Source organism: Vibrio sp. 1978 (assembly GCF_033344345.1).
Genome location: NZ_JAWPOP010000001.1, coordinates 379541 through 405625, shown reverse-complemented (window position 1 = coordinate 405625; position 26085 = coordinate 379541). Strand labels below are relative to the sequence as shown.

At 43.8% G+C, this 26085-nt stretch carries 24 protein-coding genes; 6 read left to right on the top strand and 18 right to left on the bottom strand.

What is annotated here, in order from left to right:
- Positions 1-2: 2 nt before the first annotated feature.
- Genes tssK through tagH form a run of 3 tightly spaced genes read right to left on the bottom strand, consistent with a single transcriptional unit; the run spans position 3 to position 3010 of the window.
- Positions 3-1328 carry a type VI secretion system baseplate subunit TssK gene (gene tssK / locus R8N49_RS01780; protein ID WP_080276943.1) on the bottom strand — a complete coding sequence of 442 codons (1326 nt, stop codon included), beginning with the start codon at positions 1326-1328 and terminating at the stop codon, positions 3-5.
- 21 nt (positions 1329-1349) lie between these two features.
- A complete protein-coding gene (tssJ, locus tag R8N49_RS01775; RefSeq protein WP_005375933.1) occupies positions 1350-1805 on the bottom strand; it encodes a type VI secretion system lipoprotein TssJ in 456 nt (151 codons plus the stop codon).
- Between the two features lie 11 nt (positions 1806-1816).
- Complete coding sequence (gene tagH, locus R8N49_RS01770; RefSeq protein WP_005375931.1) at positions 1817-3010, bottom strand: type VI secretion system-associated FHA domain protein TagH; 1194 nt, start codon at positions 3008-3010, stop codon at positions 1817-1819.
- A gap of 312 nt (positions 3011-3322) precedes the next feature.
- Here tagH and R8N49_RS01765 point away from each other — a divergent pair, with 312 nt between their 5' ends.
- The 3 genes from R8N49_RS01765 (at position 3323) to R8N49_RS01755 (ending at position 6481) form a co-directional block, all read left to right on the top strand.
- Complete coding sequence (locus tag R8N49_RS01765; RefSeq protein ID WP_165935321.1) at positions 3323-5473, top strand: serine/threonine-protein kinase; 2151 nt, start codon at positions 3323-3325, stop codon at positions 5471-5473.
- Positions 5474-5919: 446 nt separating this feature from the next.
- Positions 5920-6255: an Hpt domain-containing protein gene (locus R8N49_RS01760; RefSeq protein WP_031781126.1), complete on the top strand. Its 336-nt coding sequence runs from the start codon at positions 5920-5922 to the stop codon at positions 6253-6255.
- Positions 6256-6289: 34 nt separating this feature from the next.
- Positions 6290-6481, top strand: coding sequence for a hypothetical protein (locus R8N49_RS01755; RefSeq protein WP_025767706.1), 192 nt, complete (start codon positions 6290-6292; stop codon positions 6479-6481).
- A 70-nt stretch (positions 6482-6551) separates the two neighbouring features.
- Here R8N49_RS01755 and R8N49_RS01750 read toward each other — a convergent pair whose 3' ends face one another.
- The 4 genes from R8N49_RS01750 to R8N49_RS01735 form a co-directional block, all read right to left on the bottom strand.
- Positions 6552-6929: an ATP-binding protein gene (locus tag R8N49_RS01750; protein ID WP_240694220.1), complete on the bottom strand. Its 378-nt coding sequence runs from the start codon at positions 6927-6929 to the stop codon at positions 6552-6554.
- Between the two features lie 64 nt (positions 6930-6993).
- Positions 6994-8223, bottom strand: coding sequence for a PP2C family protein-serine/threonine phosphatase (locus tag R8N49_RS01745; RefSeq protein WP_132936414.1), 1230 nt, complete (start codon positions 8221-8223; stop codon positions 6994-6996).
- A gap of 29 nt (positions 8224-8252) precedes the next feature.
- Positions 8253-8513, bottom strand: a complete 261-nt coding sequence (locus R8N49_RS01740; protein ID WP_132936413.1) for a hypothetical protein — start codon at positions 8511-8513, stop codon at positions 8253-8255.
- Between the two features lie 220 nt (positions 8514-8733).
- Complete coding sequence (locus R8N49_RS01735) at positions 8734-9348, bottom strand: glutathione S-transferase family protein (protein ID WP_005375905.1); 615 nt, start codon at positions 9346-9348, stop codon at positions 8734-8736.
- 284 nt (positions 9349-9632) lie between these two features.
- Here R8N49_RS01735 and R8N49_RS01730 point away from each other — a divergent pair, with 284 nt between their 5' ends.
- Positions 9633-10208 carry a TetR/AcrR family transcriptional regulator gene (locus R8N49_RS01730; RefSeq protein WP_005375904.1) on the top strand — a complete coding sequence of 192 codons (576 nt, stop codon included), beginning with the start codon at positions 9633-9635 and terminating at the stop codon, positions 10206-10208.
- 1 nt (position 10209) lies between these two features.
- Complete coding sequence (locus R8N49_RS01725; protein ID WP_132936412.1) at positions 10210-10614, top strand: PPC domain-containing DNA-binding protein; 405 nt, start codon at positions 10210-10212, stop codon at positions 10612-10614.
- Between the two features lie 98 nt (positions 10615-10712).
- On the opposite strand, the gene nirD is transcribed toward R8N49_RS01725, so the two are convergent.
- From nirD to R8N49_RS01670, 11 genes are all read right to left on the bottom strand, one after another.
- On the bottom strand, positions 10713-11048 hold the full coding sequence (nirD, locus tag R8N49_RS01720; protein WP_047123394.1) for a nitrite reductase small subunit NirD: 336 nt from the start codon (positions 11046-11048) through the stop codon (positions 10713-10715).
- Positions 11049-13568: a nitrite reductase large subunit NirB gene (gene nirB / locus R8N49_RS01715; protein WP_186585251.1), complete on the bottom strand. Its 2520-nt coding sequence runs from the start codon at positions 13566-13568 to the stop codon at positions 11049-11051.
- Between the two features lie 10 nt (positions 13569-13578).
- The gene (locus R8N49_RS01710) at positions 13579-14415 is read right to left on the bottom strand and encodes an ABC transporter ATP-binding protein (protein ID WP_005450080.1); all 837 of its coding nucleotides are present in this window, start codon (positions 14413-14415) and stop codon (positions 13579-13581) included.
- 11 nt (positions 14416-14426) lie between these two features.
- Positions 14427-15392 (bottom strand): ABC transporter permease, encoded by a 966-nt coding sequence (locus R8N49_RS01705; protein WP_053303689.1) that lies wholly within the window; start codon positions 15390-15392, stop codon positions 14427-14429.
- Between the two features lie 72 nt (positions 15393-15464).
- On the bottom strand, positions 15465-16829 hold the full coding sequence (locus tag R8N49_RS01700; protein WP_130545592.1) for a CmpA/NrtA family ABC transporter substrate-binding protein: 1365 nt from the start codon (positions 16827-16829) through the stop codon (positions 15465-15467).
- Between the two features lie 265 nt (positions 16830-17094).
- Positions 17095-17676 (bottom strand): ANTAR domain-containing response regulator, encoded by a 582-nt coding sequence (locus tag R8N49_RS01695; RefSeq protein WP_012842515.1) that lies wholly within the window; start codon positions 17674-17676, stop codon positions 17095-17097.
- A gap of 73 nt (positions 17677-17749) precedes the next feature.
- Positions 17750-18667 (bottom strand): dienelactone hydrolase family protein, encoded by a 918-nt coding sequence (locus tag R8N49_RS01690; protein WP_009704599.1) that lies wholly within the window; start codon positions 18665-18667, stop codon positions 17750-17752.
- A 229-nt stretch (positions 18668-18896) separates the two neighbouring features.
- Complete coding sequence (locus R8N49_RS01685; protein ID WP_130545591.1) at positions 18897-19850, bottom strand: glycosyl transferase family protein; 954 nt, start codon at positions 19848-19850, stop codon at positions 18897-18899.
- Positions 19847-20752 carry a uroporphyrinogen-III C-methyltransferase gene (gene cobA, locus R8N49_RS01680; protein WP_017634211.1) on the bottom strand — a complete coding sequence of 302 codons (906 nt, stop codon included), beginning with the start codon at positions 20750-20752 and terminating at the stop codon, positions 19847-19849. The genes R8N49_RS01685 and cobA overlap by 4 nt, the downstream gene beginning before the upstream one ends.
- A gap of 20 nt (positions 20753-20772) precedes the next feature.
- On the bottom strand, positions 20773-23436 hold the full coding sequence (locus R8N49_RS01675; RefSeq protein ID WP_186585250.1) for a nitrate reductase: 2664 nt from the start codon (positions 23434-23436) through the stop codon (positions 20773-20775).
- A 292-nt stretch (positions 23437-23728) separates the two neighbouring features.
- Complete coding sequence (locus tag R8N49_RS01670; RefSeq protein WP_017634213.1) at positions 23729-24163, bottom strand: GNAT family N-acetyltransferase; 435 nt, start codon at positions 24161-24163, stop codon at positions 23729-23731.
- 379 nt (positions 24164-24542) lie between these two features.
- Between R8N49_RS01670 and R8N49_RS01665 the strand changes: the two genes are divergently transcribed.
- Positions 24543-25799, top strand: coding sequence for an aromatic amino acid transport family protein (locus R8N49_RS01665; RefSeq protein ID WP_017820237.1), 1257 nt, complete (start codon positions 24543-24545; stop codon positions 25797-25799).
- Positions 25800-26085: the final 286 nt, after the last annotated feature.

Sequence of the window (26085 nt, the reverse complement as noted above, 5' to 3'; positions counted from 1 at the left end):
GCCTATTGATTAATACTCCAAAGCTCAAGTTCAGCGTTCGGAAAATGCCCTGATAGGTGAAGCGCAATACCGCCACTATCTTTTAGCCTCATCCAAAATGGCCCTTTCTTGACAACTTCGAAATAAACATAGCCCGTTTGGTAAGGAATCTGTCTCGGGACGACACTCAACGGCACTACGTTTATACCGTTGATCTGATTATTAATTAGATCGCGAATCTGTTCTGCCGGGCCAAACTTGAGTTGCGCTGGGACCAGGCGTCTTATTTCATCTGTTGTGGTGTCTGCTTTAATTGCTAGCACAAATTGGCATGACTCAAGCAAGCGTTTATCTGGAAGCGGCGTCACTTGAATACCGTATTGGCGAGGCTCCAACGGAAGTTTGGTCGCAGTTTGGTCTAGGACAACACTGAGGTACTGACTGAGTATCTGATTCAACTCGCTATAGACACTTGATACATCTAAGTGATCATACGCAAGCAAACTTGGGACTCTTTTAGTTTTATTAGAAAAAGTGGCTAACTCACCAATGTAACCTTTAAGTGTCGTCGCTAATTCCAGTGGATGTAACCTATCTAACTCACTGAAATGCTTTAACTTCGCCTCATATCGGTTCAGCATTTGGAGCATGATGAAATCAACAGCAGATGCCGATGCAGATTTACCCTTAATCAAGCGCTGTGCAATAACGTCAGCACGCATCTTTGTCATCGCGATAACGTTACGTAGATAAGCTGACATAACTTTGTCGCTAAGGAGGTTGATAAGCGGAGGAACGTACTCATCGTCTAGTATAACTTCCCCTTCAGGAGTTACCTCTTTGATCCTTAAGATAGGTAACTCCACATAACCCGCTAATTTGTCATTACTCGCTTTCAACTCTAGGTTAAGGGCTGCAACTTGGATGGTTTCTTCATCTTGTCCTGTAAGGTTATCTATCACGTCGATATCTTGAAGTACATAACGAGAGACGATCGATTCGCTTACATCCGAAACGTTTTTACCTGTAACACTTGAAAGAGGGAGAGTTATTTTTACTAACGTATTTTCAGTGTTTTTATCAATAAGTAGAGGCGAAACTGAATCGTTGGATATTAACGTATTAACCAACGTCATATCTGGCAAAACAGCTTCAAGATGCTCAAGTTCAATAAGACCATCTTTTAGCGCGTGTTTTTTTACTCGACATTTCCAAACTCCCCAATTGTAAGCCCCACCTAACTGATGTAAGCCCTTGAATTCTTGAGAGGTTGCGCGTTCTTGTTGTTGGAAGTGCTGGGGACGTAAAAACATTCCTTCGCACCAAGCCGTCTTGGAGTATTGCGTCATTTATAATTAGCCAACTAAACGTTATTTAACGACCAAAGACAGATCTTCTAACAATACTTGATATGTGTTGTAACCGGTCTTATCCACTTTAATGACTTGTCGCCAATTTGAGTTTTCAATATCTCGAAACGCTACGACAATGCCTAAATATTCTGTCTTTGGAGACATACTTGCTTGATATGTTTCTTTCTGACCTGGAGTTAATGAAACTTCATATTTATTCACTAAATCAGGTCCTAAGACTTTTTCACTTTCTTCATAAATAGAAAAAAAGTCCTGGCTTTCGAAAATGGTATTTGACGTTAATTCAAATACATACACCACTACAGGAGAAGGCCTGCCGTTTGAATCAGGATTAATGTTATGACTTGCTGCTATTTCTAAATCTGAGTATGGATCAACAACTAGGTTCGCTGCTGAGCACCCAAATAAAGCTATTGAAATTAATAACAAAATATATTGGTAAAACTTTTTCATCACCCTAATTCCTAGCCTTTGTTTTTTAATGCTAATTCATAGTGCTTAGCGAAGTCTTCTAAATAGAACGGAGACTCTTTATTGATAATATCATCGGATAGCTTTTCATGAATATCCTCAAACCTCTTCCAACTTTGAGCATATTTCCTAGCTGGAATAACCTTATTAATAACCGTGTCTTTCGCTAAAGCATCTGAGTATATAGAAGTAGGTTCAACAAGTGACATAACACTCGAAACCGTACCTTCAACACCTTTCATTAAGGCTTGCTCATGACTTTCGATGTCATTAAATGCTTCTTTAATGGCTGCATTTGGCTTTAAGAAGCTAGCGGTTTGACGGTTATATAAGTTATGAATCGCATCTTCTAAGTTTGCAGAAAACTTTAAAGGGTTATTTTCTGACTTACGAAATGCGGTATGACTAAGTCGATTTGTTTGTTTAAACACTGCTCTGTTATGCAGTGTTTCCATTAAACCAACTAGCATCAAAGAAAATGACTCCCCCAGTTGTTCGAACCATTCCTCTCGGTTATCGCTGGGAATCATCATTGGATCTATACCCACCCCTCTAACAAAAGCCGCAAGTTCACCCCCATTGGTATCAAAGTTGGGAGTCGATAGGTGTTCTGATTGTCGGTTAACTTTCGGTAAAGTTTCAGATACGGTGCTCTGTTTTTCGGGCTTTGGGATATCAATAAAATCATCGACTAAACCAATATCTAGCTGAAAGTCAGAAGGAACACTTTCGTTTAAGAGTTCACTAGCACTAAGGCCTAGGTCAACAAATTCTGCTTCCGATGGACTTGAGACTACTTCAGGGGGTGCGCTAGAAAGACTTTTACTTGTCTCAAGACTGAATACATCTGTATCTGTTTGAATAGAAACTGAAATTTGATAATCCCCTAAGCTAACCATATCGTCATCGCTTAGTGCTATTTCATTTCCTTGACCCACAGGAGTTACAGCATTATTTACAAAAGTACCATTAGTTGAGAGGTCTTTTATCAAGTATTTGTCACCAAACTTAATCAGTTCTCCGTGGGTTCCGGATACCACTCTTTCAGGATCTGGTAGTGTCCAATCACATTGTTCAGACCTACCAAATGTAACCTTGGCATGTTCATCACTTGATTCAAACACGAACTCACTCTCAATCTCTGGAGTAAATTTGTGAAAACTTGTTATGGTTAAAACCAACTTCATGTAAACCTCGCCAAAGACCTGCTAGATATTATTTTTAATTTTATTATTAACTACTTTCTTATTAACAGTAAGATTAATAAAAATCTTAATACTGCCATTGAAAATCATGCACGGAATAATGAATCATTTTTTTATCAAAGCAATCACGTATTGTTCAACAATTTTAATTATCCAACCAAGTTCAAATTTTTGACACTTAGACTTTCATCAATAAAAAAACGAATGTTAGTTTGGCCGAGAAATTCTAACATAATGACTTTTCATTGAGCAGAAAGGTATATATTCCCCCATCATTTATACGGAGTTCTTGTGATGGAAGACAGTAATAAAAACAATTCTATAAATAACGAAGAAAGCGGAGATAAAACTAAAATTGTAAAGACTCAAAAACGAGACAATGCAATTAAATCAACCAAACTCACTAATAATGAAACCTCCGTTAAAAATAAAAATGAAACAAACACAAAACTGTCTCAAAAAGAAAACACTCCGTTAGTTAATAAGAAAAAAAACAATAAAGATGACTCATTAAATAATAACAAAGATGTTATTAACGAAAGCTTAATAGGAGCGTCCGTTAAAAATCGGTATGAAATTGAGTCGGTTATTGGGCATGGTGGGCTTTGCGATGTTTACTTAGCTAAAGATAGGATTCTTGAATCTTCAGGTTCAGAAACACCCTACGTTGCGTTAAAAATATTACAGAAAGAGTTTGCTTCTCAACCAGAGACTGCACGCATGTTAATACGTGAAGCTCAACAAACTCAAAGGTTAAGCCACCCTAATATCATTAGGGTTTTTGATTTTGGTGTTGATGGCGAAATATACTTTTTAGTTATGGAGTATATTAACGGAGAAACATTAGAGAGTTTAATACAGCGTTCTAGGCCCCATGGGCTGAAGTTTAATGCAACTTTATCAATCCTAAATCAGGTACTCGATGCACTCTCATATGCTCACTCTCTTGGTGTAGTGCACGCCGACCTAAAGCCCGCTAATGTGATTTTAACGTCTGAGGGTAACGTTAAACTGCTTGATTTTGGTGTATCTAAAACACATCAATTAAAGCAGGATCAATATGCGGCTAAACGTAAATCCGAAAATGTTGAAACGCTTGGTTATACTCCCAACTATGCATCACTCAACCTGTTATCCGGTAAGGAACCGAACTTAAGCGACGATATGTTTGCTCTATTTTGTATTGCTTACGAGCTATTGAGTTGCAAACACCCTTACGCAAGAACTCCAGTTAATGAAGCTCTCAAAAAGAAGATCAAGGTCTCTAAACCAACTAACATGCCTGCATCTAAGTGGCCAATATTTTCAAGCGTATTTTCAACTGGCATTATTCCGAACGAACTGACCCCTGAGCAGTTGAAACGCAAATTGAATATGCGCTATTGGCCTATCGCTAGCGGCGCGGCAGCGAGTATATTATTAGTTAGCGGCATTGTATTTGGTTATCAGCAGCAACAAGAAACCATCACCAATTTGGAAACCGTTATTAGCAAGCAAAATGATCAAATTGCCGGACAAGAGTGGCAGCTTGATACGCCAGCAGAAAAAAGTTTGGCACTGATTGATAGTGAAAAAAGCTTACATCCAGTCGTTAAGGCTGGCTTATTACGCTTACACAAGACCTATATTCTCAGCGAGTTTGAATCTGAAATTGATCAGGTTTTGAATTCTGATGCCAACAACTACCCGAATTATGATGAAATTGAGTCCATACTTGATAAAGCAAAAACCTACTACCCTGACTCACATAAAATAGAAGTTCTTGCCTTAGATATTCAGTCAAGCAAGCACTCCACGTTACTTTCGATAGCAAGGCAAATCAACAGTCAACTTGAAAAGTCTCGGTACAGTAAAGAAGACGGCAGTAAATCCATCTATGAGCTCAAGGATGAGTTAAATCAGATTCATCAAGGTTATCCTTTCACGCCAAGTTCGTTATCTAGCGATGTTTTCGGTCAGCACCTCACTGAAGCACTCAAAAAGAAAGACGCAGCTGCACTTGTTGCTCTTATTAAGGTTGGGAACACCTTCTTTTCAAACGTAGAAGAGCATCAAGAGAACTTACAGATAAGTAATGCGATGAAAGATGCAGTGCTGGAAATGAAATTATATGAGACAGCGCTAGATTCCAACAGCCCTCTACCGTTTCCAGAAGATGCCGCTAGAATCCTGTTCCAAGAAGAGTTTGAAAACTTTTATTCTCGCCTAGAAAAGGCAAGGACGACAACTCATCTCGATAACTTGGTGAAGGATGTGGATCTGTTCTCGAAAAACTTTCCTATTGGTTTTCAGGATGTTAACGATTTAAGATTCAAAACTGCTGATAAATACTTACGCTTCTCCGATATATTGCTTAATAAGCGAAGGACTTCAAGCGCAAGACGCGCTATGAAGAAAGCCAACGAGCTTATGAAGCAAATAGAACAGGACTCTAAGCAAAGCTAGTAATACAAAAGGGACGCGAGTCCCTTTTTTGCCGTAGATTACTTGCCAATATGCAACTAGATTGCTAATTTATACTTGTACTTAATGAGGAGAGTTAGCCTTGACTGAAGGAATAGTCAAAGTTGGCGAACGTCTGGCGTCCGTATGTAACGATAGCCTTAAACTAGGACTGCAAGACACTTACCGACTCGGCGTTTTACTTGGAAACATCCCCTTTGCTACTTGTGTTAAAAACACGCGAGTTGAAGTTTTTTCATCCCTACATTTCGACCATTGCCGTTTGGATATAAGTCAAAATATCTTTAACAATGACTTTCTTTTTGTAAGTTTATCTCAAGCGACAAGCAAACTATTTCTGCTCAAATACTGGTTATGCCATTCATACCTTCGGCTAAGCCTTCACTATCCGAAACATTCCTCTACCTCAACGTTTAATAGGGGTATACATGATTAATTTTGATGTTCTCAATACATACATGGATAACGACGTAGATCTGATCGTCACTGTTTTTTCTACATACCTTGAAGATCACACGAATGATATAGAGCGTATAGATGAGCTATATGCAAGCAAATGTTGGTCAGAACTCTATCTATTAGCTCATAGTTTAAAGGGCATTCTAGAGAGTTTCGGAGAAGACACCGCGGTCATTGCGTTTCAAAGAATAGAAGAAAAAACCAGAAACGATACAGCGCCAGATAGCTCAGATATAGCTATAGTTACTAAAGAGCTAGCTGCAATTAATCAACAAATCTTCACTTACTTGAAGAATATGCAATAAAGAAATTCAAGGCTTAACTGGGGGAAATATGGCAATGAATAATAGCAATTTCAGGGAGTTGATTGAGTCTCTCAAAGACTTAACACCAACTCAAAAAAGGTACTTACTTAGCCGTACAAAGATGGCGCTAGATGATGAAAGTAATATGTTAAACATCAGTGATATTCTAACACCAGAAGAGTTGGAGGCGTTACTATCACCGGCACCAACAACGAATACAAAATAACAATGATATACAACGCAACCGTCAGATTAACGCTAGGGACCAAGTGAAGCAAATCGACTTTGCTTGGTTGTTAGTTTATCTCCCTATTCCTTTTCACTACAACAAACGTATTGTTTTCGAAACCTTTTTCCAATGTAAACAGGTCAGATAATTGAGCGACTAACATCAGTCCGCGACCTGAGGAGGACCAACTATCGTCATCCATTAAGTTAGGTGCCTCAATCTGTTTATTTTTATGTTGGATGAACGTCTTTTCATTGATCGGCGCTCCGCAATCAGAGACTCTCAGTTCCACGAAACCGGACACTTGGTCATCCCCAACCCTACACTCCACTTCAATTGGTAGGCCATCTATTTCACTGTAAGAATGAATATAAGCGTTATTCATGAGTTCAACGACACAAAGCTCCAATGATTGAATTGCATTTAAGGGGATTTGATGACCCATCAAAAACCGAACAACGTCTTTGCTCGCACTTCGTGAGTGAGTAAGGGAGCTCCCGTAAGTTCGTTTAAATTCGCTCTTTGACATTCTTTTCCTTAAAATCGAGCCTCTCACCATGCCATTTTACCTGTAAAAGGCTGGCATCATCATCAAACTCATCTTCGTTATGCCAAGATTGTACTTTTTTAAAGACGTCTCCCACTTGGTCTTCAACTGTCAGCGTGCAAACAGCTTTTATACTCGATGCCAATCGTTGTAGTGAAAACATCTCCTCACCCTGCCTCGCTTCAATCAAACCATCCGAATAAAGCCACAATGCATCGCCCTCATCCAGACTAATTTGGTTACCGATATATTCCATCGGCTGCATTGCACCAACGATAAAGTTATCGTCACCTATCTGTTCCATCGTTTTCGTACTCGTTCGCCAAACTAAGATCCTGGGGTGGCCAGCCGTGCAATAGCTAAGTTGCCCTGATTTTGTGTTAAGAATGGCGTAAGCCATAGTAAAGTAAAGTTGACTGTTTCTAGTTTGCTGATAACGCCGATTTAGCCGTTCAATCACAGATGCAGGCTCACTTACGCAATAGCCGTCATCTCTCAACTCCATCGTGATCGAATCAGGCCCCTGACTTTGAGATAGCGTCTGTTGAATAGAAAAAGCCATCAAAGCTGAAGAAATACCATGACCAGAAACATCAAATACATAAAACGCAACATGTCGTTCATCGAGCTCCAAATACCCCAACATATCACCACCAATCTGGGAGCATGGTTTGTAGACATAGCTAAAATTTACATTCTGAATAGTTGATTCAGCAGGGAGTAGTTGCTCCATCAGATGACTAGCAGACTGTAGGTCTTGGTGAATTGTTTGATAGGCCGCATCTAGCTCTTTATTTCTCTCAACGAGTTTGTTGTGCAGTTCTAAAGTACGAAACCCCGCACGGATTCTGGCCTGAAGTTCCTCTACAGACGTCTTCTTATCTACGAAATCATCTGCGCCAGCATCAATGCCTTTCACGATCGAACTTTGGTCATTTCTAGAAGACAGTAGAACAAAGAAAATGTAACGTTCGCTAACTTTAGATTTTAATTGGCGACACAATTCAATACCATTAATTCTAGGCATCATTAAATCGCTCAGCACAAACTGAATATCAGGGCGGTGGGTTAGCACTTCAAGCGCCGCTCTTCCGTCTTCAACTGCAACCACTTCATAGCCTTGCTTTTCCAATGCACTGCTGATGTAAAGCAGTACTGTTTTACTGTCATCGACCAAAAGAATGGGTTTCATCTTCCTCCTTAATACAGTTGCTATACTGGCTAACGCAAAACACTAGTCACTGACTGCTCATTTCTAAAACGGCTGTAGTCTTCGGCTAATAATTGGTGTTGATATCGAGTGTAAGACAACGCTTCATTAGAAATTAGTATCTGATGCTCTTTTTCGATTAACTGACTTTGCAGCCTTTCAATCTGTTCATCCTGCTGTATGTAATTGAGGTACAGTGCGAATAGACCAAAAACCGAAACCATTAACAGGGCTATTAGAATATTATTGATAGTTTTCACTTGAATACTCATGACCTCTCCTTGTCTATTACTAGACTTTCCATGATGAAAGAGAGCGTCTACGGACCAAGAGCTCGAGGCTCTAAAACGCAACGAAGCAAATTGAGGTTGTTTTTCCAATTATAGGCGATAGGAGAAAAAATAAGAAAAATCTGAGAAAATTTGAATATCCTGCTGAGTTAAGAATCGGTAAGGTGGTAGCAGCGAGCTATCATCCACTCGCTGCAATACATTAACTCTGAAATGCAGGTCTAGCTAAAATTTGGTTATACCATCGAGCAATGTTTGGCGACGTCGATAGCACATCAATTTCTAGGCCTTTAATTGCGAAACTGATCAAAATAAAGCCTGTTATATCGACGATAGTAAAATGGTCTACGGCGATAAAATCATTATGTTCAAGACGCTTGTCTAAGACGGGCAGAAATTCGTAGACGCGTTGTTTTGATTCTTCGCCCCATGCTTCAACGCAACGTTCTCTGTCTCCATAAACTCCGGTCATGTTTCGAAACGCCTGAAATGCCGCATTTAGTCCTTGGAACTCCACCACACGATGCCACATTTCCACCTGAGCACGTTCGAGCTGGTTAGCACCAAACAGCGCCAGATCATTTTCAAACGCTTCATCTAGGTAGCGACAAATCGCCACGCTTTCACAGATCGTCGTACCATCATCCAGTTCTAGTAGAGGCACTTTGCCGTTCACGCTTTTCGATTTAAACGGTTCAGATAGGTTATCGCCCTCACGAACGTTCAGCGCAATTCGCTCAACCTCGCCACCGATTTCCTTTAGAAAAATGCTAACTCGCTTACAACTTGGAGTCATTGCGGTTTCATAGAGCTTCATTTCACATCCTTTTATCTTTTTCTAACCGATTGGTTAGGATATACTGTAGTCAGTTTATAAACGATCAGTCAAGAACTTCACTATCAAAAATTTTCAAACAGTTGTGGGTCTGTTTGCTGAGCGAGATTTTTGATGCCGTTTGTGAGTTCACATGAATTTGGGGGCTGATACCCAAGAATAGATGGGTATTCATCATATTGGTTCAGTTCGAACGCTAGAGGTTCTCTGTACCATCCCTCCAAAGCAATTTAATTACCCGATAAGCAGACCCAGGCAGGTAATTTATGGCAAGAAAAGCCAACTTCGACCGAGATGAAAAGCTTCTCGTGGCTATGGATGTGTTTTGGCGCAAGGGCTTTGCGAACACGTCTATCTCGGATCTCACCGACGAGTTGAACATCAACCGGTTCAGTCTTTATAACACCTATGGTGACAAGCAACAGCTCTACTACGAAGCGCTCGATACTTACTTAAAAAAAGTCTCGCTACCGTCACTGAATGATTTGGAAAAAGACGACGCGTCTTTACCTGAGTTGGAATCGTTCCTTAAATCTTTTGCTGAGCTGCAACGCAAACGGAACTGTGGGTGTTTTATTCAAAATGCGTTGATTGAGCACGCTGGCGAAGACGATGACGTACTGCGCAAAGGGCATTTTTTGTTTGACCATCTTATCGACATCATTGCGGATGCGCTGACCAATGCGCAAAAGGAAACCTTAGTGCCAAAAACGCTTAAACCAGAAGAGCTTGCTCGTTTTGTTCTCAACAACATGCAAGGTATGCGTGTACTTGGCAAAGCTAAACGTTATGCCGACTTGGATACCGCGCTTTCCTGCTTGCTGGTTTTGATTAGGAAGTGACATGTCGATTGAAGTGATAGCAGTACGTCTTACCAAAGGCATGGACTTAAAGCTGAGCCTTGCGAAATTGGTCAAGCAGCATGGTATCAAAGCTGGCTCGATTGCCTCATGCGTTGGCTGTGTCTCTGACCTCAACCTTCGTTTGGCAGGTGCAGAGAGTACGTTAACCAAACATGAGCCATTTGAAATCGTCTCTGTGATGGGAACTCTAACGCCTGAACATCAACACGTTCATATCTCGGTGTCTGATCGTGAAGGACGAGTTTGGGGTGGGCATTTAATGGAAGGCACGGTTATAGATACCACCGCGGAATTGATCATCCATTCTTACTCAGAACTTGAGTTCACTAGAGCGATGGACGACTCGACTGGCTATACCGAACTACAAGTGAACCCTTCCAAATAATTAAAAGCTCCAGAGCCATACTGTGCTGTCTCTGGAGCTTTATTCGCTTGTCTCTTACGCTAAGAATTTACTCATTTCGAGCAAGCTAGTTTCGAGGGTCATTCTTCGACTAAGTAACAAACCTGATTATCGTCGACTGTTACTTGCCATGTTTTTAGACAGTGCGCATCGTCTTCTAAACACTGCCCACTCTTTAAACTGAAGTGCTGTTTATACAGTGGTGATGCAACACACATCTCACCATCAATATCACCGACAATCCCTCGACTCATCACATAAGCCTTACCAATTGGGTCCCAATCCTGAACAGCGTAAACACCGTTATCAGGAATGTAGAATAACGCCACATGCTCGCCTTCAATCAATACAGTGGCACCGATAAACGGCATTAAGTCATCAAGCTGACACAATTTCACTTTGGTTAAAGCTGCCATTTACACCTCCTGTTTCACGGGAATACGCTGACCGCGCACACGTTGGTACGGCAAGACTTTGCTGCCCGACGTGCTGTTCAAGAAAGGACGGAAGCGTTGCAATTTTTGAGGATTATCCAACGTACTCTTCCACTCACATTGATAGGTATCTACGACTCGTGCCATTTGTTCATCCAAAGAATCACATAGGTTGAGAGAGTCATCCAAAATCACTTGTTTAAGGTAGTCTAGGCCCCCTTCCATGTTCTCCATCCACACTGACGTGCGCTGTAAGCGATCAGCGGTGCTGACGTAGAACATCAAAACTCGGTCAATCATGGTGATCAACTCTGATTTGGATAAGTCGGATGCAAACAAATCAGCGTGTCTTGGTCTCATGCCACCATTACCACAAACGTATAGATTCCAGCCGTTTTCGGTGGCGATCACCCCAATGTCTTTACTTTGCGCTTCTGCACACTCACGAGTACAGCCCGATACGGCAAACTTAAGCTTATGGGGCGCTCGCAATCCTTTGTAGCGGTTCTCTAACTCGATGGCTAATCCAACTGAATCATCAACACCATAGCGACACCACGTAGAACCGACGCAAGATTTCACGGTGCGGACCGACTTGCCGTAGGCGTGCCCTGTTTCAAAACCGGCATCAATTAAGGTTTGCCAGATTTCAGGAAGCTGTTCTAACTGCGCACCAAATAAATCCACGCGCTGACCACCAGTGATCTTGGTGTACAGATCGTACTGCTGAGCGACTTCACCTAGTACGATAAGTTTGTCTGGTGTGATTTCGCCACCCGGAACACGAGGCACAATCGAGTAAGAGCCATCTTTTTGTAGGTTCGCCATAAAGGCATCATTAGAATCTTGCAGAGATTGATGTTGAGGCTCCATGATGTGTTCATTCCACAAAGAAGCGAACACAGATGCCGCTGTCGGCTTACAGATATCACACCCATGCCCTTTGCCATGCAGTGCGATTAAGGTGTCGAAGTCTTTGATTTGTTCCACTTGGCAAATATGGAACATCTCTTGGCGACTAAGCTCAAAGTGCTCACAAAGGTGGTTGTTAACCTCTACCCCCATGGCTGCCAGTTGAGTATCCAATACCGACTTCACCATATTGCTACACCCACCACAGCCAGTACCGGCTTTGGTGTTGGCTTTAAGGTCCGTCAGGTTGGTAGTGCCGGCTTGAATCTCGGCAACCAAGTCACCTTTTGTGACGTTGTGACAAGAACAGATGATGGCGCTGTCTGGCATCTCTCCATCAAGCATTCCGGTATCAAACAACAGGTTCGCGGCGTGGTCTGGCAAGACTGTTTTGTTCAAATAACACTGTAAGAGCGCATCGTAATCGCTGTTATCACCGACGAGAATCGCACCAAGTAATTGGGTGCCGCTCGCATCAACCACCAGCTTTTTGTAGATGCCTGCTACCGTATCTTGCAAGACCATTTCTTGTGCGCCTTCGGTTTGCATTTGTGCATCTCCGATAGACGCCACATCCACCCCAAGCAGCTTGAGTTTGGTGCTCATGTCTGCACCTTTAAAACCTTCGCTTGGCATTCCAGTCAGGACATCAGCAGTGGTTCTTGCCATGGTGTAACCGGGTGCGACTAAACCAAAGATCTTTTGCTCCCAAAGAGCACATTCGCCAATCGCATAAATATTCTCATCGCTGGTTTGGCATTGATTGTTAATCACAATACCGCCTCGTTCGCCTACTTCCAGCTCAGCCAGTTTTGCCAGCTCATCTTGAGGGCGAATACCTGCGGAAAAGACAATCACATCCACTTCGAGAGGATCTTTGTCTTTAAACACCATACGATGCTTAGCCGTTTCACCATCGCAGATTCGTTCCGTACCCGTCGAGGTATGTACGGTTAACCCTAGCGCTTCAATCTTCTCTTTTAGCACTAAGCCAGCACCATCATCTAACTGTACGGGCATCAGGCGAGGTGCAAACTCAATGACGTGAGTTTCTAGCCCCAACAGTTTGAGTGCGTTTGCCGCTTCTAAACCCAACAAGCCGCCGCCAATCACTGCGCCTGTTCTTGCACCTTCACATGCCTTTTTGATCTGTGAAAGATCATCAAGCGTGCGGTAGACAAACACGTTGTCGCGGTCTTTACCTTCAATTGGCGGCACAAATGGGTAAGAACCGGTCGCGAGCACAAGTTCGTCGTAACCCAGCACATCTTCACCATCAAGGAGAATGCGCTTTTGCTCTCTGTCGATGCCTGTTACTTGGCTGCCAAGTACGAGTTGGATGCCATGCATGTCGTACCATTCTTGGTTACTCAGCATCAAATCATCATGAGACTTACCCGCAAACAAAGAGGACAACTGTACACGGTCATACGCGATAAAGCGCTCTGCACCAATCACGGTAATTCGGTGCTCCAAATGCGCGTTTTTCTGTACTAATTGCTCGACAAGGTGTTGCCCGACCATACCGTTGCCTACCACAACGATGTGGCTCAATGCGTTCTTTACTGGAATCGTTAAAGGACTGTTCATCGCTGCCTCCTTATGCCGTTTGCGCTGCGGTTTTGGGTTTGTCTTCTTTCGAAGCAGGAATCTCGACTTTGGATTGCTTCTCGTAAAGGAACTTCAACACCGCTTGTCGACACTTCTGATACTGCGCATCATCCGCCAGTGCTACACGCTCACGAGGGCGAGGTAGATTTACTTCTAACACTTCTCCAATGGTTGCTGCCGGTCCATTAGTCATCATCACGATTTTGTCAGATAGCAGCACCGCTTCATCCACGTCATGGGTAATCATGATGACGGTATTGTTTAGCTCGGCTTGAATCTTCATCAGTGCATCCTGTAAGTGCGCACGAGTCAACGCATCCAGCGCACCAAATGGCTCATCCATCAGCAAAACCTTTGGTTGAAGTGCCAGTGCTCTCGCAATGCCGACTCGCTGCTTCATACCGCCCGAGATTTCATCGGGCTTTTTGTGCGCAGCATGCTGCATTTGAATCAACTCCAAATAGTGGTTCACTTGTTCCTGAATCCACGCTTTGCCCTTTTTGCCGGCAATTTGTTTTACTGCAAGCTCAACGTTTTGATACACGGTTAACCAAGGCAATAATGAATGGTTTTGGAATACCACTGCGCGGTCGGGTCCCGGCCCTGCCACCTCTCGTCCATCGACTATTACGCCGCCGTCTGTTGGCATGTGTAGCCCTGCGACTAAGTTTAATACCGTTGATTTACCGCAGCCAGAGTGACCAATTAGGGATACAAACTCACCTTTATTGATTTGTAAATCGACGTTCTTAAGCGCGATGAACTCGCCATCTGGCGTTGGGAATCGCATCCCTAAACGCGTTAGATCTAATAATGCTTTTTCCATGATCGTTTCCCTTATCTCAACGCTTGTTGTTTATTCCAAGACAGCCACTTTTGAAGTTGCAGCATGCCTCTATCGAGCATCAAACCGATAAAACCAATGGTGATGACTGCCACCATGATGCGCCCCAATGATGCCGAGCTGCCGTTCTGGAATTCATCCCAAACGAACTTGCCTAACCCCGGGTTCTGAGCGAGCATTTCTGCCGCAATCAACACCATCCAAGCGATACCTAAAGAGAGACGTAAACCTGTGAAGATCATTGGAATGGCAGAAGGTAAAACGATAGTGCGAATGTGCTGCCACCACGAAAGTTGGAGCACTTTGCTCACGTTGATTAAGTCTTTATCAACGCTCGTTACACCCACAGCGGTATTAATCAGCGTCGGCCATAAGCTACATAGCGCTACTGTGATCAGAGAGTTAATGAACGACTTAGCAAACATCGGGTCATCACTCACATAAGTGGCACTTACAACCATGGTAACGATGGGTAGCCAAGCTAAAGGTGATACGGGCTTGAGCAGTTGAATGATTGGGTTGAACGCTTGATACAGCCCTTGATTAAGACCAAGCACGATGCCAAGCGGAATCGCGATAATCGTCGCCAGCAGAAAGCCCGCGGTCACAGTCACTAAGCTAGTCACGATTTGGTCGAAGAACGTCGGTTTACCTGTGTAAGGACGAATCTTCACTTCCGCGTCTGGATTCTTCGCTAACTTCGCAGCATTGCGCTTTTCCTGACGCTCGATAAACGCTTGTTCCTTTTCTCGCTCTTGCCAATGGTCATCGACAAGGTTGCTGAACTGCTGAAAAGTTTGCACAGGTCCCGGTAGCGTACCTAATGAAGTTTGCACTTCTCTCGCTGCTAAGTGCCACATTGCCAAAAAGATCAGCAAGCCAATGACGGGCAAAAGCACCAGCCGACTTCGGTTCACTACCTGCTTAGCAGGAAACAGGGAAATGACATTACTAGACATACTCACTCCTAAGAAATTTACATCCTTGTTGCCACAAGCGAATTCCCTCGCCTGTGGCGTTTATCGTTATGGTTAAACCTTGTCTTTTCCTTTAAGCCCGATAGAGAACTTCTCTAGATATTTATTTGGCTCGCGACCGTCATAAACGATGTTGTCGATAAAGTGTGTTTGTGGCGCACGGAAACCATCTTCAGCACTAAAATCTGGGAAGTCTTTTTTGCTCAACACACCATCTTCAATTAGCGCTTGAGCTGCTTGTTTGTAGATATCTGGACGGTAAACCTCTTTCGCCACATCCATGTACCAATCATCGGATTTCTCGCTTGAGATTTGTCCCCAACGGCGCATTTGAGTCAGATACCAAATCGCATCGCTGTAATACGGATACGTGGCGTTATGACGGAAGAAAACGTTGAAGTCTGGCACGTCTCGTTTGTCGCCTTTCTCATATTCAAATGTGCCCGTCATTGAGTTGGCGATAACTTCGGCATCGGCTCCGACGTATTCGCTTTTTGATAGCATCTTCACTGCCTCTTGGCGGTTGGCATTGTCGTTTTCATCTAACCAATGTGCCGCTCGAATCAAGGCTTTCACTACGCGAATGTGCGTGTTTGGATACTTCTCAGCCCAAGCTTTAGAAACACCAAATACTTTCTCTGGGTTGTTCTTCCAGATCTCGTAATCGGTCACGACTGGTGTACCAATGCCCTTGAACACAGCTTGTTGGTTCCATGGTTCGCCAACGCAGTAGCCTTTGATTGTGCCCGCTTCCATTGTGGCTGGCATTTGTGGTGGCGGTGTAACACTCAAAAGAACGTCAGCATCCAACTGGCCACTGTTATCGCCTGATTCTGGTGCGTAAAAGCCTGGATGAATCCCGCCTGCCGCTAACCAATATCGCAACTCATAGTTGTGCGTCGATACCGGGAACACCATGCCCATGTTGAACGGTTTGCCTTTATCCAGATAGCTGTCGACCACAGGCTTCAGTGCATCCGCTTTGATTGGGTGAACAGGTTTGCCATCTGGTTGTTTTGGAATGTATTGCTTCATCTGCTCCCAAGTATCATTGGAAACCGTGATTGCGTTGCCGTTCAAATCCATACTGAACGCGGTAATCACTTCTGCTTTTGTGCCGACACCAATCGTCGCGCCCAATGGCTGACCAGCAAGCATGTGCGCGCCAGCAAGCTCACCGTCGATGACTCGGTCTAAAAGCACCTTCCAGTTTGCTTGCGCTTCTAAAGTGACGTACAAGCCTTCGTCTTCAAAAAAGCCTTTCTCATAAGCAACCGCCAGCGGTGCCATATCGGTTAACTTAATAAAACCAAACTTCAGGTCTTCAATTTCTGGCTCACCCAACTCTGCCTTTACGCTGACCGTGGTGAATACCGATAACGAAATTGCTGACACTTTCAGCATCGAACTCCATTTCATTGGTTTGCTCCCATTAAAAAAGCGCCACTACTCCGAAGAGCAGTAGCGCCGTTGCTAAGTCTACAATTACCGCCGTTGATAATTGAGATAAGCGATTCAACAATAAACCCAATTCTACTAATCCAATTACTGTGCCAACTTATTTTTCACATTAAATACAATAAGTTGGTATATCTTGCCGTTTGTTATTCCCTGTTATTGCTTGCTGATAGTGCAACACGCACCACGTTAGAAAACGCACTCTAACCCCAAAGTGGTAGAGCAACTAATCAAGCACCTCCAAAGTAGTTATCAAATTCTTGGCAACTTGTGCGAGCGTTTGGCTCGATTGCATGGCTGAATTTCTAAGTGCTTTATAAGCCTGTTCTTCATCAACGCTGTGCATCTTCATCAGCAGACCTTTGGCTTTTTCCACCAGCTTGCGCTCTTCAATCTTATGGGTCAGCGATTCAATTTCCGATTGCATACTTTCGAATTTCGCTCTCACTAGTGTCGCATGTTCAATCCAAGGCTGAAGCGCAAACTCACTATCGTGCGGCATGAGCACATAGTCCATTTTTTCTGATAACCGATTGATATCATTAGATGATAACTGCTTTAAGACGATAAGAAGTGGTGCCGATTTTCTGCGGCAGAAATCGACGATCAAACGCAGTTCCGCGGTTGGTTGCTGCCATCCAACCACAACGCTTGCTGACGGTTCTCGTTGCATTAACGTTTCTAGTTGTGCCAATTGGCAACCGATGATGTTGTCGTAATCTTTGCTCAATAAGCCGGACAATCGAGCCTGCTCTTGGAGGCTATCACAACATACTATGATGGGTGTTTTTGACGTTGATTGAGTCATGCACATTCCTTGTTTATATCTCACTCACTAAGAGAGACATAACAAGGAATGTGCCAACTAAAATAGACGCGTTTTAACTAGAGGCGAGATGTTCTTTGAAGAAGCCGAGTGTGCGCTCCCAAGCGAGTGCTGCTTCTTCCGGTGCGTAGCGTGCTGTTGAGTCGTTATGGAAGCCGTGGTTGACGTTCTCATACATTAACGCTTGATACTGTGCGTCGGTTGCGATCAATTGCTGCTCATAAGCAGGCCATGTGTCGTTAACACGCTTATCGAGCCCTGCAAAGTGAATCATCAACGGCCCTTTGACTTGCTTTTGGATCTCTTGCGCAGCTGGTGTTCCATAAAAAGGCACACCTGCATCGAGCTCTTCAGGCATTACCGCTGCAAGCATATTGACAATGTATCCACCGAAGCAGAATCCAACCGCGCCCAATTTACCGTTGCCACCCTCGTATTGTTTGAGGAAGTTAGCGGCTGCAATAAAGTCTTGTTCGATCTTGGCTCTGTCCATCTCTTTCTGCATGGCGCGACCTTCATCGTCGTTCCCCGGATAGCCGCCGAGTGGATAAAGTGCGTCTGGAGCGAAAGCAATAAAGCCATCTTTTGCAAGTCGTCTTGCGACATCTTTGATATAAGGGTTCAGACCTCGGTTTTCATGAATCACCAACACAGTCGGCGATTTTAAAGTCTTCTTCTGTGGCATCACCAAATAGCCGCGACCTTCTCCATGTCCATTTGGAGATGGAAAGGTTTCGTACGTTGCCTTGATGTCAGGATCGTTAAATGAAACTTGTTCTGCGAGTGCGTAATTAGGGGTTAGCGCGTCGACCAGTGCTGTCATGCTAAAGCCAAGCACAGCAAGACCACCCAGCCTATTAAGAAACTCACGGCGCGAGATTTTTCCGTGGGCGTATTCGTCGTACCAATCGAAGGCTTCTTGCGGGATCGGGTGAGAAGCCTTTTCACTAGGAGTGGTATGCTTTAGAACCATTATCCATGTCCTCTGTGTCTTACCATATGGGATTTTCTCATTCTCAAAAGCGCAGCGAGAAACGAACGCGATTGAGGCTAAAACTGCGGTTTCACCACTCTGATACGGAGCAAGGTGGTGAAACACATCATTGGCGAGCTAGGATCTTTTACCTTCTTCAAACAATAGATAATGGATTCAGATTCAACAACTTTGCGTCGTTGGTTTTACATTAATTGACAATAGTGCGTTATTGCTGGCCACAATAGGCTTGCCAGTAGGAGAAGGCGCGTTCGAATGCTTTTTCCCTGTCGTGCATTTGTGCAAACAAGATCACTGTCATCGTAGCGAGAACCGTATTCGCCATTTGGTTCATGTCATCTTCTGACGTCCCAAACGGGCAGTTCGCAGGCATTGGCACCTCAGACAGCATTTGCTCCGTCCAGTAGTGCGATGTCACGCCGCTTGTTTGGCTTAACCATACTGTTTGGCTTACTTTCGGGTTGTATTCTGACTCACCCGATTGTCCTTTGAATGACACAACAGCGTGAGCGGTTTGACCGATCTCGTATTCGACTTCTGCATGAAGTTGTTGGAAACCAGGATGGAAGCTACCACGAATACCAACCGTTGCTTGCCCCGGATTCAATGCTCGAACCACGGTATTAATCGGCGTTCTAAGCCCATAACGATTCTTCCAACCGATCATGGTTTCTGCTTGTGGAGCAAATGCGCTGAGCGGTAGATACACGATGTTTTGTGTTTCTAAGACACGCTTTGCTTCTTCTGCTGATTCCGCTTTCTCGATAGCAAATTTGTCGAGGTAGTCTTCAGCGTGTAAACGACCAGATTGACGGTCGTGATATCCGTGCATCAGCACTTTGTGGCCATTATCGGCAAGGATTTTCGCTGCCAACAGATGCCAAGGCTGACCTGCCGCTTCACGTTTGCCCGCATAGCATGGCCAATCAATATCTGCACCAATAGCAGGCATGCGGGATTGGAATGCTTTCACAAAGCCAGCGATTTCTTGTTGAGTCTCGTTCTGTACGCGGATCAGCATCAATAACATCGCCATCTGATCATCATCGCACTCACCGTTTAGGTATTCATCCATAACTCGAAACGCTTGGTCAAAGTTCAGTGGTTTTCTACCACGTTCGCCACGACCGACTGTTCTAATACACTCCAAAATGCTGCTCATATTCCCTCGTATTCCGTCACTGACTGTACGGTTTCTATTAGTTGTTCGCGCAGTTTGACAACTTCTCCCATCACAATCAATGCTGGGCTCACGCCTTTAAGTGTAATCGATAAATCATTGAGCTGATTGAGTTGTGTAACGTGCACTTGTTGTTGAGGGCTGCAACCATGAGTGATGATCGCGACAGGGAAATCTTCTCTCAAACCAGAGCCTATTAAACCCGTTTGTATTTGCGATGATTTTTCTAACCCCATATAGAAGACTAACGTTTGTCCGCTTTGCATCAGTTGGCTCCACGCTTCAAATGCGCCTGTTACCACTTGCCCCGTCACAAAGGTAACGCTACGAGCAACGCCACGATGAGTCAGCGGAATCAAGCTGTTTGCTGAACATCCAATCGCAGCGGTAATGCCGGGAATGACTTCGTACGCGATTGAGTGTTTGACGAGTGCTAACGCCTCTTCACCTCCACGGCCAAATACAAAAGGATCTCCCCCTTTTAAGCGTACAACTCGCTTTCCTTGTTGAGCGAGCGATACCATCAAGTCACAAATTTCTTCCTGACCAATACTAGGTTGTCCGCATCTTTTGCCCACGTAAATCCAATCGGCTTGTGGCGAAGCCAACTCCAAAATATCTTTGTTAACCAAACGGTCGTACAACAGTACCTCTGCCGACATAATCGCTTTCACAGCCTTTACCGTTAACAAGTCAGGATCGTGCGGCCCTGCTCCGACAATCGAGACAAAACCTTTGTGGTTCGCGTCCAGGTCTAGTGAATGGTCTTCTAAAAGTTGGTTCAGTTTGCTTGCTTGATCATGCTTAGAAAAGCGAGACGAGCGTTCTTGTTTCTGACTCGCTTGTCCTTTCTTAAACCAAGACTTTTGATAAGGCGCTTCCATGTGCTTATCCTCTTTATGACTTACTTTATTTGAATAGCCAAACTTTGCTGGTTCGCTTGCTGTTTGCCCTTTTGATGCTGATGGCTGTCGACCATTTGTTTGATTTGAGAGACGCACGAGCCACAGTTAGTACCGCATTTGAGTTTGTTTTGAAGTTGGGTCACTGACGTGCAGTCTTGTTTCTCCATCGCGTCATGTATTTGTTTATCGGTAACGCGGAAACAACTACAAACCAGTTTGGCACTGCTTTGCGATTGAGTGATGGTAAGCAGTTGCGATAGCTCCATCGGCTTGCCAATCAAGCCGGTAAAGTTGGTGTAGTCGGTTTGAATCGGTTCACTAGACACCACCAAAACAGAGCGAATGATACGCACGTCTCCAACAAGGTCATAGTCCACCGCTAGCCAACCTTGGACAATATCTATCGTAATTCTGCGGCTCTTTTCCGTTCGACAAAAACTCTGCTTCTTTGGTCGCTTATCATGTGCAAAGCGCCAAATGCCCAAATTGCTTTCTGCTTGAAATGCGCTGTAGAGAAATTTACCGGAATCAAACTGTGTACCGATGAACATACCGTAGGTTTTGACCGCGGCGTCTTGCACTTCAACATAAGACGACTTAAATGCAGGCTGCCCTGAAATAGGGTCTTTTGCGCTGTTTACTATCGCATTAACACTGCTTTCACCGCCATATCGACCCGCCCAGTGCATTGACATAAACAGCTCCTGAAAACCCAAACCTTCATCAATGGCAACTTTGGCATAAATACCGGTGTTTGAAGCAGGCTGAAACAGCTTGGTGAGCTGTCCTGCTTTTAAGCGATTTTGAGTGGCAGAGAGCGTGTTCATGTACACGGTTGGTTCTAACTCTGAGGCGGCAAGGTGGGCGATATGCCCTGTGCGCGTCATGGTATGCCATTGGTCACGTTGCCTGCCCGTATTGAGCCACCAGCCTTTTGTTCTTTCTAAGCGCGTTGGAGATTCACTGGTCACGACAAAACGCGCTTTTCCATCTGGGTGTGAATAGACGCCATCAGCAAAAGGGCGCTCTCCTCCCCATTGTGTCGGCACCCACTCTTCGTATTCTTGCTCGGTTAAGTTGGCGTATTGAGAAAGATCTAGCTTCAATGGCGAATCTGCATTCATGCCTGTCATCGCGGCATATTCCCTGAATACCGCCCGCTCAGAAGTAAACGCAAAGCCATTTTGTGTCTTTTCCAATGCACACAGAGCTTGCCCAACTTGGCTTATCGCCCACCAATCTGATTTTGCTTCACCGGGAGGCGTTTGAAACTGGCGCTGCCTTGAAAGTCGACGCTCAGAATTGGTCACCATGCCTTGCTTCTCCCCCCAGCCAGCGGCGGGTAGCAATAGGTCCGCGTAATGCGCTACATCCGAATCCGCTGTGATATCGGAAACAATCACAAACGGACAAATCTCTAGTGCACGTTTTACCAATTGGTTATCTGGCAAAGAGACAACAGGATTGGTTGCCATGATCCAGAGAACTTTAATCTCACCACGTTCTACCGCCTCAAACAGTTCAACGGCTTTTAAACCGGGCTGAGTGGCAATTTCTGGTGAATCCCAAAACGCCTGCACTTGCTTTATAGACTTTGCGTCAAAAGCACGATGAACCGCTAACTGGTTTGCCAATCCACCGACTTCTCGCCCACCCATCGCATTGGGCTGACCTGTAATAGAAAACGGCCCACAACCTGACTTGGCAATTTTACCCGTCGCCAAGTGTGCATTAATGATTGCATTGCCTTTGTCGACGCCATTTTCGGCTTGGTTTACCCCTTGGCAAAACAACGTAATTGCGGTTGGGCTTTGCGCAAACCATTGGAAGAATGTCGTGAGTTTTTCTTCTGAAATGCCAATGGAAGACGTCAAATTAGTGACATCGTAACGCAAATCAGAAACTTCTTCTCTAAGTGCATTAAATCCGTCGGTATAAGAATTTATGTATTCAGAATCAATCAATTGTTGTTCAATAAGAAACTTGAGCAGCCCATTGAAGAGTGACACATCACCATCGTTTTTAATCGGTAGATGCAAATCCGCTTGCTGTGCGGTGACCGTTTCACGCGGGTCAATGACCACCAGCTTGAGGTTAGGATTGTTTTCTCTCGCTTGTTGAATACGTCGGAATAAAACAGGGTGCGTCCAAGCGGTATTAGCACCGCAAATGATCAATAGCTCAGTCTTATCAATATCGTCGTAATTGACGGGAACGACATCTTCACCAAATGCTCGTACATGAGCCGCAACCGCCGAAGACATACACAAACGCGAGTTCGTATCGATGTTTGCGCTGCCAACATAGCCTTTCATGAGTTTGTTGGCGACGTAATAGTCTTCCGTTAACAACTGCCCTGACACGTACATCGCGATGGAATCCGGTCCAAACTCCGCTTTCGCTTGATGAATCTTTTCAGCAATCAGATCCGTGGCTTGTTGCCATTGCACCTCTTGCCCTTGAGGTCGTTGCTTGGTGACAAGCTTTGGATACAACAAGCGCGAAGGCATATTCAAGCTCTCTGCCAGCGCGACACCCTTCACGCACAGTGATCCCGCATTTGCAGGATGACACACATCCCCAACGATTCCTTTCGTATTGACCTCGACACCACATCCAACACCACAATAGGGACAAGTGGTTTTTTTGCATCCTTGCGACATAACACCTCCAGTGCGATTCAGCCCAACTTACTAGCAAAAAAAAGCCTCTCCCGAATCGAGAGAGGCAGCAATGCCTTTAACGCTGTTAGTACATTTTCAAAAAGTAATACCCTATACCGCTCTCGCCTGCTATTAAGAGCGGCGCATCGAGTTATCGATGAACGTTTATGTAAAGCAAGTGAGGTGCCAAGATTAAAAACCCTTACCATACAAAGGGTTAGCTTAAAACCAATTATAGCAACGTAATGCTACGCACTGATTGTGTGCAAATTTCGGTCATTATCGTGCAGTATTACTTTACTAATTCCATAACTAACCTGGATTCTTCGTCACCAAAATAATGCGCTTCTTCTTCTAACGTTTTAAAGCCAAGGGAGAGGTATAAAGACAATGCAGGTTGGTTCTTAGGATCGACAGTCAATTTCACGCTTGAGCCTAACGTCAACGACGCAATAACGTTTTCTAGGAGGGAACGCGCAATACCTTTACCTCTATGTTGAATATCGACGGCCAATGACATGATCCAATATTGATGTGCATTTGTGCTAGTCGTTAGCAATATATACCCTGCGACCTGCTCTCCCTCTTTTGCTACCAGTAAACTCTCTCCCCAACAATCAAAAGCTTGCCGAAAGAAAAATTGAGGATAGGCGTGTTCTCCAAATAAAGTATTTTCGAGCTTATATATGGCAAATAAGTCCTCTTTTTGCGCAGACAAGATGTCCATTCAATGACTCCTTCTTTAACATGAATGGCAGCAGTATACCTAAATCTCATCTAAATGACGGGACACAAACATCTCAATTAAGTGCTTAAGAAATGTAATATTCTTCCTGAAAATTAGGCCTAACTCACTTAGAACACACATCCGTGATTAAGTTTTAACCGCAAAATCAAAAACCACACAAGATGAAAATTTCAATACATATAACCATTAAATGCATTACATTTAAGAACTTTATTCTGGTTTATTGAAAAATTCATAGTTGGATAATTTACAACCACCCCAAATTCACAGCATTATTCACCAAGCTTCGCGTGTGATAATAAACACTAAAACCTTTACCATTTTCAGCATTATTATTTTTATAAAAGCGAGTTTTAAAGTGAAAGAATCTCGAAATGCCTTAAATCCTAGTGAAATAAACACAACCACAGCTTGGTCAAAACATGATACACATTGGGTTCTTAGCCTATTTGGAACAGCCGTTGGCGCAGGCATCCTGTTTCTGCCAATTAACCTTGGGATTGGTGGTTTTTGGCCTTTAGTCGCGATGGCAGTACTTGCTTTTCCAATGACCTATCTTGCGCACCGTGGCTTAGCTCGTTTTGTACTATCTTCTAAGATCAAAAACGCAGACTTCACTGATGTAGTGGAAGAGCACTTCGGCGCAAAAGCAGGTCGTTCTATTTCACTGCTGTATTTTCTTTCGATCTTCCCGATCCTGTTGATATATGGGGTTGGAATAACAAACACAGTAGATAGCTTCATGGTAAATCAGGCTGATATGGCTTCTTTACCTAGACCTTTGCTTTCTGGCGTACTAGTGTTTGCACTAATTGCTATTATGATGGCGGGTGAAAAAGTAATGCTACGGGCCTTTGCCATCATGGTGTTCCCACTTGTTGCCATTCTTGCCTTTCTATCATTTTACTTAATACCGAACTGGACCATGCCTGTCATGGATGTGCCAGAAGCGTCAGCTTTTGCTAGCACTATGTGGTTAGCAGTTCCTGTAGTGATTTTCTCGTTTAGTCACGCAGCTGCAATTTCAAGCTTTGCAAATGTACAACGTCGCCATTACGGTAAGCAGGCAGATGCCAAATCCGAAGTTATTCTTCGTCGCACTAGCATTATGCTGATTGCCTTTGTTCTTATTTTTGTATTTTCCTGTGTACTAACACTGTCACCTGAACAATTGGCTCAAGCAAAAGAACAAAACGTATCCGTATTGTCTTACTTAGCGAACGCAACCGATAATCCATTTATTGCAACACTTGGTCCTTTAGTAGCGTTTGTTGCTATCACTTCATCTTTCCTTGGGCATTTTTTAGGTGCGCGTGAAAGCTTAAATGGTTTAATTAACAAGCATTTTAACCTATCTGAGAAGCGTGTTGATCGTATCAGCGTGGCAGCACTGTTCTTCTCAATCTGGGCGGCCGCGATCATGAACCCAAGTATTCTTGGTATGATGGAAGCATTGTCAGGGCCTGTTATTGCAATGATCTTATTTATTATGCCAATGTTAGCGGTGTATAAAATCGAGGCGATGAAACAATATCGAGGAAATGTCTCTACTTACTTTGTTCTAGCAGCAGGCATTGTGGCGGTAAGTGCATTGATTTTTAGCTTCTTCAGCTAATAACTAAAGACTAGCTTGGATTTTCAGGGGAATACCTTACACAAGGTTAAGGTGATTCCCTGAATTTTCTTACTCTTTAAAAGGTAATCATCGTTACCCTTGACTCTTAAATAAGAGCGAAAACACCCGCAATCATAAGTACTGAAGCGATGCAGGTACGGCCGATAATGCCGAAGTGCGAAGGTTGAATCATTTCATTATGCATAGTTAATCTCCTATTTATTATAAAAGCCATTTTTTATTGGCTTAATAACACTATGTCTAATATCCAGTTTTTTAACAACCC

Coding starts and splice junctions, on each gene's coding strand:
- tssK (WP_080276943.1), bottom strand. CDS start 1,328: ATGACGCAATACTCCAAGACGGCTTGGTGCGAAGGAATGTTTTTACGT.
- tssJ (WP_005375933.1), bottom strand. CDS start 1,805: ATGAAAAAGTTTTACCAATATATTTTGTTATTAATTTCAATAGCTTTA.
- tagH (WP_005375931.1), bottom strand. CDS start 3,010: ATGAAGTTGGTTTTAACCATAACAAGTTTTCACAAATTTACTCCAGAG.
- R8N49_RS01765 (WP_165935321.1), top strand. CDS start 3,323: ATGGAAGACAGTAATAAAAACAATTCTATAAATAACGAAGAAAGCGGA.
- R8N49_RS01760 (WP_031781126.1), top strand. CDS start 5,920: ATGATTAATTTTGATGTTCTCAATACATACATGGATAACGACGTAGAT.
- R8N49_RS01755 (WP_025767706.1), top strand. CDS start 6,290: ATGAATAATAGCAATTTCAGGGAGTTGATTGAGTCTCTCAAAGACTTA.
- R8N49_RS01750 (WP_240694220.1), bottom strand. CDS start 6,929: ATGGGTCATCAAATCCCCTTAAATGCAATTCAATCATTGGAGCTTTGT.
- R8N49_RS01745 (WP_132936414.1), bottom strand. CDS start 8,223: ATGAAACCCATTCTTTTGGTCGATGACAGTAAAACAGTACTGCTTTAC.
- R8N49_RS01740 (WP_132936413.1), bottom strand. CDS start 8,513: ATGAGTATTCAAGTGAAAACTATCAATAATATTCTAATAGCCCTGTTA.
- R8N49_RS01735 (WP_005375905.1), bottom strand. CDS start 9,348: ATGAAGCTCTATGAAACCGCAATGACTCCAAGTTGTAAGCGAGTTAGC.
- R8N49_RS01730 (WP_005375904.1), top strand. CDS start 9,633: ATGGCAAGAAAAGCCAACTTCGACCGAGATGAAAAGCTTCTCGTGGCT.
- R8N49_RS01725 (WP_132936412.1), top strand. CDS start 10,210: ATGTCGATTGAAGTGATAGCAGTACGTCTTACCAAAGGCATGGACTTA.
- nirD (WP_047123394.1), bottom strand. CDS start 11,048: ATGGCAGCTTTAACCAAAGTGAAATTGTGTCAGCTTGATGACTTAATG.
- nirB (WP_186585251.1), bottom strand. CDS start 13,568: ATGAACAGTCCTTTAACGATTCCAGTAAAGAACGCATTGAGCCACATC.
- R8N49_RS01710 (WP_005450080.1), bottom strand. CDS start 14,415: ATGGAAAAAGCATTATTAGATCTAACGCGTTTAGGGATGCGATTCCCA.
- R8N49_RS01705 (WP_053303689.1), bottom strand. CDS start 15,392: ATGTCTAGTAATGTCATTTCCCTGTTTCCTGCTAAGCAGGTAGTGAAC.
- R8N49_RS01700 (WP_130545592.1), bottom strand. CDS start 16,829: ATGAAATGGAGTTCGATGCTGAAAGTGTCAGCAATTTCGTTATCGGTA.
- R8N49_RS01695 (WP_012842515.1), bottom strand. CDS start 17,676: ATGACTCAATCAACGTCAAAAACACCCATCATAGTATGTTGTGATAGC.
- R8N49_RS01690 (WP_009704599.1), bottom strand. CDS start 18,667: ATGGTTCTAAAGCATACCACTCCTAGTGAAAAGGCTTCTCACCCGATC.
- R8N49_RS01685 (WP_130545591.1), bottom strand. CDS start 19,850: ATGAGCAGCATTTTGGAGTGTATTAGAACAGTCGGTCGTGGCGAACGT.
- cobA (WP_017634211.1), bottom strand. CDS start 20,752: ATGGAAGCGCCTTATCAAAAGTCTTGGTTTAAGAAAGGACAAGCGAGT.
- R8N49_RS01675 (WP_186585250.1), bottom strand. CDS start 23,436: ATGTCGCAAGGATGCAAAAAAACCACTTGTCCCTATTGTGGTGTTGGA.
- R8N49_RS01670 (WP_017634213.1), bottom strand. CDS start 24,163: ATGGACATCTTGTCTGCGCAAAAAGAGGACTTATTTGCCATATATAAG.